A 6,515-nucleotide genomic window follows, 5' to 3' on the forward strand; every position below is an offset into this window, starting at 1 on the left:
ATGGGGAATGGGGCATGGGGCATGTTGCTTTCAATGAACTTATTAGACCTCTTGCATAAATCAAAAATAAGAACCCTACCCTGCCTTTGACTTACATCAAAGTCTCTCCTCCCCGCAAGCCTGGTCGGGTGTTAGTGGGACTTTTGCAAGAGGTCTATTGTAAAATTCGATTTTATAGAAAGCGGCAAGAAACTTCTTCCCCGCACTTTATGCCGCGAGGAAGACAGTGGGCGTTGTTGAAAATCCGCCCCACCGCATGGCGAAGAGTAAGCAGATGCCCAATGCCCAATGTCCAATGTCCAACGCCCAATGCCCAATGCCCAATGCCCAATTTTCAAGACAGTAACAAACACACCTTTTCATCAGTTTTATTGTGGTTCACTCTCAGTCTAGGATTTGCAATATTTTACGGTATTTTAGGACTACAAAAAGCCTTTAGAAGTGAGTATATTGCTCAGGATGATGCCCGTGAATATGTATTTTGGATGCAGCGGTTTATCAATCCAGATTTGTTACCCCATGATTTGATTGCGGATTACTTCAAATCGATTACGCCATTCGGATTTGCCGCTGTTTATAAACTGATGGCTAGTCTAGGTATTAATCCTCTTTTGCTAAGTAAAATCTTGCCCATCGTCTTGGGGGTAATTGTTACTATCTATTGTTTTTGGCTGTGTATCGAGATTTTTCCGGTGCCAATTGCTGGATTTATCAGTACTTTGTTACTCAATCAAAGTCTTTGGTTTAAGACTGACTTGGTTTCTGCTACACCTAAGTCTTTTGTATATCCATTGTTGTTGGCATTTCTGTACTATCTGCTGCGTGAATCTTGGCTAATTATCTGTCTAATTGTTGTGCTGGAAGGACTTTTCTATCCTCCACTGCTATTGATTTCTTTAGGAATCTTGCTCATTAGGTTGCGGAGTAACTATGTTTTGCTAGCAACCGTTCTGGGATTGGGATTTATAGTAATGTTACCTTATGCGATCGCTTCTTCTGAGTTTGGCCCAGTTGTCACCGCTTCTCAAGCCAGGATGATGCCAGAATTTTGGAGAGAAGGACGGCATCCGTTTTTTGAGAATAATCCTTGGCGATTTTGGCTGATTGGACAGCATAGTGGCATACTACCGCCGTTGATGCCTCCTTTAATTTGGATAGGATTATTGTTGCCAATGGTGCTGCGATATGCGTCACGCTTCCCGTTAATCAATTTAGTCAAGAGTAAAATCACAATATTACCGCAAGTCGTCATAGTATCCTTGACTCTGTTTTTTGCTGCTCATGCCTTCCTGTTAAAGCTGTTTTTCCCCACCCGCTATACAATTCATACGCTGCGAATTGTTATGGCTCTTGCTGCTGGTATCACTTTAGCTATTATGTTGGATGGATTTTTCCGTGCTGCTCAACAAAAACGCAGAATCTGGCGGCTAGCATTAACACTCACTTTAGCAATTGCACTCCTTCTATATCCTAATTTTTCAGGACGCTTTCCCACAACAGATTACAGGCAATCTGGAGAATCAGCCCTGTACCAATTTCTTCAGCAGCAACCTCAAGACAGTCTTGTCGCCACGCTTTCCGACGAAGCAGATAACATTCCGACTTTTGCTCAAAGGTCTATTTTAGTGGGTAGAGAATACGCACTACCTTTTCATCTGGGCTACTACTCCCAGATTCGCCAACGCACTATTGATTTAATTGATGCTCAGTATAGTCAGGACATAACCGCAGCAAAAGAGCTAATTCAAAAGTATGGTGTAAGTTTTTGGCTTTTGGAAAGTACAGCTTTTAAACCTGAGTATTTGAGCGAAAAAACTTGGCTAAAAAGTTTTCAACCAGCATTTACAGAAGCTTTAAGCCGTTTGGAAGGGGAGACTACTCCAGCATTAGCAATATTAGCAAAACAGTGTTCTGTTTTAGAGACTGAGCGTTTTACTCTGTTAAAAGCAGAATGTATTGGGAAATAGGGGGATTGGGCATTGGGCATTGGGCATTGGGGATTGGGAAAGAATTCTTTTAATCTTCAACCCAATACTCAATCTACCAATCCCTACCTAATATAATCTCCCATGCCCCATGCCCAATCTTGTTAAATAAAAATTGTCACATGCAGCAGTGCAACGCCAACATCTAACATCCAAAATCCAAAATTTAGTATGGAGTTCGGGGCTTTTTTTTGAAAAAGTAGAGCTTTGTGGCGATCGCTACCTAGTACTTGTGCTAATTCAGTTGTATTCAGTGACTGGACAAGACTCAAACCAAGAGATTTACTAGAAATGCTTTGAGCGTAGGCGGCGTTGAGGTAGGGAATGTATTTTGACTTTCCTACAACATAAGTTTGAAAGAAAGGCATACTCAAAACATTCATGTAACGACGCGCTTGGGAAGCATCGCCAATCATCTCCGCAGGTAATGCTACTTGCTGATTTGTAGGGTTTCCATTGCCAATGGTGGAAAAGTGAGTACCACCTACAAGCATGACGAGGTACTTGTGTGAATTAGCAAACCAGGAGAAAGGTAGAATTTGTTCGTATAAAGCTGGTGCTACAGTATCATCACTACTGCCGATGATCATCACTGGCGTTTTAATTTGGCTTAAGCCAGCTTTGCCGAAAATAGAGCTAGTAATTGGATTAACTGCGATCGCTGCTTTAACTCTTTTATCCCGCAAGTTATAATTATTGCCGGATTTACTACTGCTCAATTCCAAAGCGCGACACTGGAGCAGTAAAGACATGTTCCAGCTATCTTGAAGTGCCTCTGGTTGACAGTCTTGTTCTAGTTGCTCAAAGTTTATTTTAGCGCCTGCTAAGGCTAAAGCTGTGTAGCCACCAAGGGATTGACCAAATACGCCAACTTGTTGTAGATTTAACCGACCTTTAAACCGTGAATCAGAGCGGTTACTCTTTTCTAGTTGATCTAGTATATATTTCACATCTAAAGGTCGGTCTTTAAATTCACCTGGTTCTGCTACTTCATTAGCACTTCCATTGAGTAGCGATCGCAATTGTTGAGCGTCGCTACCCGGATGATTGGGAACAACGACGGTAAATCCGTAGGAAGCTAGGTGATTGGCTAAATATTGAAAGTTACTGCTATCTAAGCCCAAACCGTGAGAAATCACAATTACAGGTGTAGAACTTTTGATATTGGGAACGTAAACATCAGTTAATAAAAGCCGATTGCGTGTCAAGTCGAAAAACTTCAGTGTATATTTTTGCGACTTAAACTGTCCCTGACCTTGTAAATCTGGTAATTGCGATAAATTTGGTTGTTGAATGGTAGCAGCTTCTATTTTTGACTTTTGCGAAACTGTTGCGATCGCTCGATTAGTTTCATTGATAATTTTCTCAAGTTCCCCTGCTATTTCTAGACTCTGCACTAAATCAAGATGGATGTTCCTAGTAGGATACTTACGCAACACATTCAAAAGCGTCAAGCCTCCTGATTCAGCAGAAGCTGAAATCAAAGCTGCTCGTAAGGCATCAAAACCTGGTTCTGGTTGACGAGATTTGGTTTTAATCACTTGCATCAACCGACGCAATAGAAATTCTCCTTGTGGTGTGTAAAGAAATTGGGAAACCACTACCGGACTAACTTTCACAGGACTGAGTAAAATCCGCCGCAATTCTTGAATTTTTGGAAGTGGCAAATACTGCTGATAAGCCGCAATATCGTCGTTAATTACACCTGTTTTAGCGTAATTTTCTAAAGTATTAACTGAAATAGAAAGCTCTAGAGCTGAATAAGATACGTAAATTCTCTCTGCTGCCATGACAGAATTACTGTTTCCAAACGTTGGCAGCAACATTGAAAGAACCAGTAACAGAGAACTTTTTCTCAGAGTACTGGCCCAATTACCAAACAAACTATTCATCGCTCAACTGTTTCGGTGATATTGTTTCGCGAGGCGTCGGCTTTGGTAGTTATTCGAGCACCCTGCTGAGTTTACTTAATATTATTCTCCTCAGATTTAAGGATTATTTTGAGGTTTTTTTATCTTTGCTATCGGGTCAAAACTTTGATGTGACAGTAGCACACAGATAGGTAAAATATCCATCTGGCAAGACATTGACTCCAATAGCCTGCTGTTACTGTGAAATCATAACAGATAAAAAAATACCCTGCCTCCGTATTTATAATGTAGCTTTGAATCTGCAACAAATTCACTGATTTTAAAACTAGTAAAGTCTAGAAAAAACTACAATTACTCAGTTTTTCCCAAGGCGATCGCTGCTGAACCTGCTACCACTAAAACTGCTCCTAATATTCCTATTAATGTTAATTGTTCTGGCGGAATTAAAGAAGGTGTAATTACTGATACAAGTTCAATTGATATTAAAGTAACAATGGGAGCTAAAGCTAATACTGCACTCACCCGCGACGCTTGCCAATGTTCTAATGATTCGGCGAAAGCACCGTAAGCTATTAGAGTATTGAAAGCACAAAAAATTAGCATTCCTAAATGCAAAGCATCAAGTGTAAAAAGTGATTTTACTCTAGCAAGAGGAGTGAATAATAAAGCACATCCTCCATAAATAATCAGCATGATGCTAGCGGAAGGTAAAGTTTGTAATAACTGCTTTTGTGCCAAAGCATAAATGGCCCATGCTCCTGCTCCTAAGGCAATCGAAATACTACCTAAGATATATGTGCTATGTGCTGTAATTAAGTTTGTTAGTTGTTCACGAAAAAATAAAAGATAACCCAAAGTCAGTATACTTACACCAACCCATTGATACAGCCGATAACGTTCTTTAAAAATTAATAAACCACCCAAACCTAATAAAAGAGTGGATAGCTGAATAAGAACTTCAGCGTTAGCAGGGGATGTTAGTGCTAAACCTTGCATAAAAAGGAGGTAATTACTTGCTAAGAAGATTGTGGCGATCGCCAACAACTTCCAAGAGGTAGAACGTAATTGTTCTAACTTCGGTAATTGACCGCGTACTCCTAAGTACACAGCAAGCAACACAAATGACGCCAAAAAGCGAAACCAAATGACGGTGTAGACATCAAGCGCTTGCAGCGTTACCGTCAAGGCGATCGGTAGAATTCCCCACAAGAAGACCGTCAACAGGGATAATGCTAGCCCTAAACGCCAGCGACCAGAACTTTGATGTAATGACATTCCAATATCATACTGGTCATGACGACGTTAGCATCTTTATAGAAGGGGGATGAGGCATTGGTTTACTATTCCCTATCCACAAAAAATCCGTCTATAGAACTTTTCGCTGTGTTGAAAAGTTGAGGAGTTTTTGAGAAGCCTACACTTCTCTGGCGAGTAAGTGTAGGTACGTCACTTAATCTAGCGTTGTGGCTAATCAACGTTGTTCAGCACTGCTACCAATTGCTCAAGATGTGCTGTTTCATGGGTTGCCATCACAGATATTCTAATTCGACTTGTTGGTACTGTGGGAGGACGAATTGCTGGGGCAAAAATCCCAGCATCTCTTAGCTGCTTTCCAACTTTGAGGGCCTCGGCGGTGCTGTGTAATTGGAAACATAATATAGGCGATTCTGAAGGTAATAATTTTAGGTTAGGTAAATGCTGTTGCATTAACTTTTTCAAATAATCTATATTTCGCCATAGTTGAATGCGGCGTTGCGGTTCTTGTTGGACTATCTTGATTGCAGTTAACGCCGCTGCTGTATCAGCAGGCGAAAGCGCAGTAGTGTAAATCCAACTTGGTGCGCGATTCCGCAAAAAGTCAATCAAGGTAGCGCTTCCAGCCACATATCCACCCAAACTACCCAAGGCTTTACTCAAAGTACCAATTTGAATTAACTGCCTTCCCGTACACCCGAAATGTTCGACACAGCCAGCGCCAGTTTTTCCCAGTACCCCAGTAGCATGAGCTTCATCGACTAGCAGCATACAATTAAATTCATCAGCGAGATTTAATAGCGCTGGCAAGGGACATAAATCACCATCCATACTGAAGACACTATCAGTCAAAATCAAACAGCGTCGGTAATTTTGCCGATGCTGGCTCAACTGGGTTTTGAGTTCTGCCATGTCACAATGCGGATATTCTACAATTGCCGCACCACTGAGAATCGCTCCGTTTTTCAGACTGGAATGATTGTACTGGTCAGATAAGATTAAATCACGCTTGCCCACCAAAGCAGCGATCGCACCCAAATTGGCTAAATACCCGGAACTAAATACCACTGCATCTTCTGTTTGTTTGGTAGATGCGATCGCCTCTTCTAATTCCCTGTGTAATTCTCGATGTCCACTCAGTAATCTAGAACCAGTACTACCAGTACCAAATTCTTTGATAGCAGTAATTGCCGCTGCGATCAAGCGCTCATCCCCAGCCAGTCCCAAATAGTCATTACTAGCAAAATTAATCACCTGTTGCCCAGCCAAAACCACGCTTGCACCCGGAACCCCGTGGATTGCTTGTACTGAGCGATACCAGCCGGCTCGATGAATAGTTGCCAGAGATTCCTCTAGCCAGGTATAAGGGTCAGTGGGCATGGGGCATTAGGCATGGGGCATGGGG

At 41.7% G+C, this 6,515-nt stretch carries 5 protein-coding genes; 1 reads left to right on the forward strand and 4 read right to left on the reverse strand.

Annotated elements, in window-relative coordinates; genetic code table 11:
* Nucleotides 1–131 precede the first annotated feature (131 nt).
* On the reverse strand, nucleotides 132–338 hold the full coding sequence (locus tag IQ246_RS28290) for a hypothetical protein (RefSeq protein ID WP_194006607.1): 207 nt from the start codon (nucleotides 336–338) through the stop codon (nucleotides 132–134).
* Between IQ246_RS28290 and IQ246_RS28295 the strand changes: the two genes are divergently transcribed.
* Nucleotides 324–1,967 carry a hypothetical protein gene (locus IQ246_RS28295; protein WP_194006608.1) on the forward strand — a complete coding sequence of 548 codons (1,644 nt, stop codon included), beginning with the start codon at nucleotides 324–326 and terminating at the stop codon, nucleotides 1,965–1,967. The genes IQ246_RS28290 and IQ246_RS28295 overlap by 15 nt on opposite strands.
* Nucleotides 1,968–2,089: 122 nt before the next feature.
* Here the strand turns inward: IQ246_RS28295 and IQ246_RS28300 are convergent, their stop codons facing one another.
* The 3 genes from IQ246_RS28300 to bioF all read right to left on the reverse strand — a co-directional run bounded on the left by IQ246_RS28300 (nucleotide 2,090) and on the right by bioF (nucleotide 6,490).
* Nucleotides 2,090–3,877: an alpha/beta hydrolase gene (locus tag IQ246_RS28300; protein WP_194006609.1), complete on the reverse strand. Its 1,788-nt coding sequence runs from the start codon at nucleotides 3,875–3,877 to the stop codon at nucleotides 2,090–2,092.
* Between the two features lie 330 nt (nucleotides 3,878–4,207).
* The gene (locus IQ246_RS28305) at nucleotides 4,208–5,131 is read right to left on the reverse strand and encodes a DMT family transporter (RefSeq protein ID WP_194006610.1); all 924 of its coding nucleotides are present in this window, start codon (nucleotides 5,129–5,131) and stop codon (nucleotides 4,208–4,210) included.
* Between the two features lie 192 nt (nucleotides 5,132–5,323).
* Complete coding sequence (gene bioF / locus IQ246_RS28310) at nucleotides 5,324–6,490, reverse strand: 8-amino-7-oxononanoate synthase (protein ID WP_194006611.1); 1,167 nt, start codon at nucleotides 6,488–6,490, stop codon at nucleotides 5,324–5,326.
* Nucleotides 6,491–6,515: the final 25 nt, after the last annotated feature.

Origin of the sequence: aff. Roholtiella sp. LEGE 12411 (genome assembly GCF_015206995.1) — a bacterium.
Lineage (GTDB): Bacteria > Cyanobacteriota > Cyanobacteriia > Cyanobacteriales > Nostocaceae > Komarekiella.